The 2,666-nt window shown below is 38.6% G+C and carries 1 protein-coding gene; it reads left to right on the forward strand.

Features of this window, described 5'->3' with window-relative positions; genetic code table 11:
- Positions 1-768: 768 nt before the first annotated feature.
- Entirely contained in the window at positions 769-2,595 is a 1,827-nt protein-coding gene (gene typA, locus BN338_RS08585) for a translational GTPase TypA (RefSeq protein ID WP_039761039.1), read from the forward strand.
- Positions 2,596-2,666: the final 71 nt, after the last annotated feature.

Genomic DNA, 2,666 nt, shown 5'->3' on the forward strand with positions numbered 1-2,666 from the left:
GCGTTTTATTTGCATGAGAAGTATAATTCTATAAAGTATGATAAACAAAAGTGTAAGCAATGCCCCAATCTCGATGGTTTAAAATGTATTTCTTGAGATGCTTTTGAAGTCATAAAACCAAATTAAAAATAGTGGCAAAGAGGAGAACTTTCCTTGATGCCTTTATATTCTTTCTCAATAAGGCTGTATTCCCGTTTCATAAATAAATCTAACAGATATAATTTTTCCTCTAATCGGGCATACAAAGATTAGAATTTCTTATAAAATTCTTAATCTTCTCAATATTTATCTCAAATATGCGGTTGCATTAAATCGGGATGTTGATTGACAAACTCCAAAAGAAGCAAAAGCTTTGTTAGGAATAACAATGTCATAAAACTATCAATAGATTGGCTATAGATTGAGAAATATTTCGGATTTTTACCAATCTTTTTGCGAAACAACAAATGGCAAAGCTAGCTTTACTTATTCTTAAAGGTATTCACATAAATTCCTTGCGTCATATTGATAAAGATCCAATTGACAGTGACTTATGAACAATCCTTGGCTCCAGAATAGAACACACACGAACTATAAATCTTTTACGAGACTCCAGCAATTGAGATTTTATAGAGTATTAAAGACTTAGGTGAAGCGTTTTGCCATAAAAATATGGTCTCCATCTTCCAAAATTATAAAAAAACATGTAAAAGGCTTTTTAATAGTCAGGCAAAGAATGTAAAGACTTTGCCTCAAATGAAATTTCATTAAACGAAAAGAAGAGAATTTATGCAATTGCGTAACATTGCCATCATTGCCCACGTTGACCATGGGAAAACAACGCTTGTAGACGGACTTCTCAAGCAATCAGGAAACTTCCGTGATAATCAGCGTACAAGCGAACGTATGATGGATTCAAACGATATTGAAAAAGAACGTGGCATTACAATTCTAGCGAAAGTGACATCTGTTGTTTGGAAAGATACCCGAATTAATATCGTTGATACACCAGGACATGCCGACTTTGGTGGAGAAGTTGAACGTATTCTAAACATGGTTGATGGAGCTATCGTCCTTGTTGATGCAGCTGAAGGACCAATGCCACAAACAAAATTTGTTGTTGGCAAAGCATTGAAAGTGGGTTTGCGCCCTATTGTTGCTATTAATAAAATTGACCGACCTGATGCACGCGTTGATGAAGTCATTAATGAGGTTTTTGACCTTTTTGCCGCTCTTGATGCAACCGACGAACAGCTGGATTTTCCTATTCTTTACGGCTCGGGGCGCGATGGATGGATGGCTGAAGCCCCAGAGGGACCAAAAGATCAAGGCTTGGGTCCTTTATTTGATCTTGTGACGCGGCATGTTCCTTCTCCTAGTGTAGCAGAAGGGCCATTCCGCATGATTGGAACTATTCTTGAAGCTGATCCATTTTTGGGACGAATTATTACAGGTCGTATTCATTCTGGCTCTCTAAAGCCCAATCAAAATGTTAAGGTTCTTGGGCAAGATGGAAAACTTTTAGAAACTGGACGTATCTCGAAAATTTTGGCATTTCGTGGTCTAGAACGGCAACCTATTGAAGAAGGAAATGCTGGTGATATTGTTGCAATTGCTGGTCTACAAAAAGGTACCGTTGCGGATACTTTCTGTGATCCAGCTATCAATGACCCCCTTACTGCCCAACCCATTGATCCTCCTACGGTTACGATGAGTTTTCTCGTCAACGATAGTCCCCTTGCCGGAACTGAAGGAGATAAAGTAACAAGCCGTGTCATTCGTGACCGTTTGTTAAAAGAAGCAGAGGGTAATGTCGCTCTTAAAATTGAAGAATCAGCCGATAAAGATTCTTTCTACGTTTCAGGACGAGGAGAATTGCAACTTGCAGTTCTCATTGAAAATATGCGCCGTGAAGGATTTGAGCTTAGTGTTTCACGTCCACGTGTTGTGATGCAAAAGGATGAAAATGGAATAACTCTCGAGCCAATTGAAGAAGTTGTCATCGATGTTGATGAAGAATATTCTGGTACTGTTGTGCAAAAAATGTCTGAACGTAAAGGCGAAATGGTGGAATTACGTCCTTCTGGAGGTAATCGTGTCCGCCTTGTTTTTTATGCGCCCACCCGAGGACTCATTGGTTATCAATCTGAACTTTTAACAGATACCCGTGGTACAGCAATTATGAATCGCCTTTTCCATACTTATGAACCTTATAAAGGAGACATTGCTGGTCGTGTTAATGGTGTTATGATTTCAAATGACAACGGTGAATCTGTCGCTTATGCTCTTTTTAATCTTGAGGATCGCGGACCTATGATCATTGATGCAGGTGTGAAAGTCTATCAAGGTATGATTATTGGTATTCACTCACGGGATAACGACTTAGAAGTCAATGTGTTAAAAGGAAAAAAGCTTACCAATATGCGCGCTTCCGGAAAAGATGAAGCCGTAAAGTTAACACCTCCCATTAAAATGACACTAGAACGTGCCCTATCATGGATACAAGATGATGAACTTGTGGAGGTCACCCCTAAGAATATTCGTCTCCGCAAACTTTATCTTGATCCCAATGAACGTAAACGTTTTGAAAAAACACGTGCATCAATTTCAAGCTAATTTCATAATCTCTTTGGTAAAATATTTGATTGTAAGCCTTACTCTATCCCAGAAAGGATGTCTCTATGAAT

Source organism: Bartonella queenslandensis AUST/NH15 (assembly GCF_000312585.1).
Classification (GTDB): Bacteria; Pseudomonadota; Alphaproteobacteria; order Rhizobiales; family Rhizobiaceae; genus Bartonella; species Bartonella queenslandensis_A.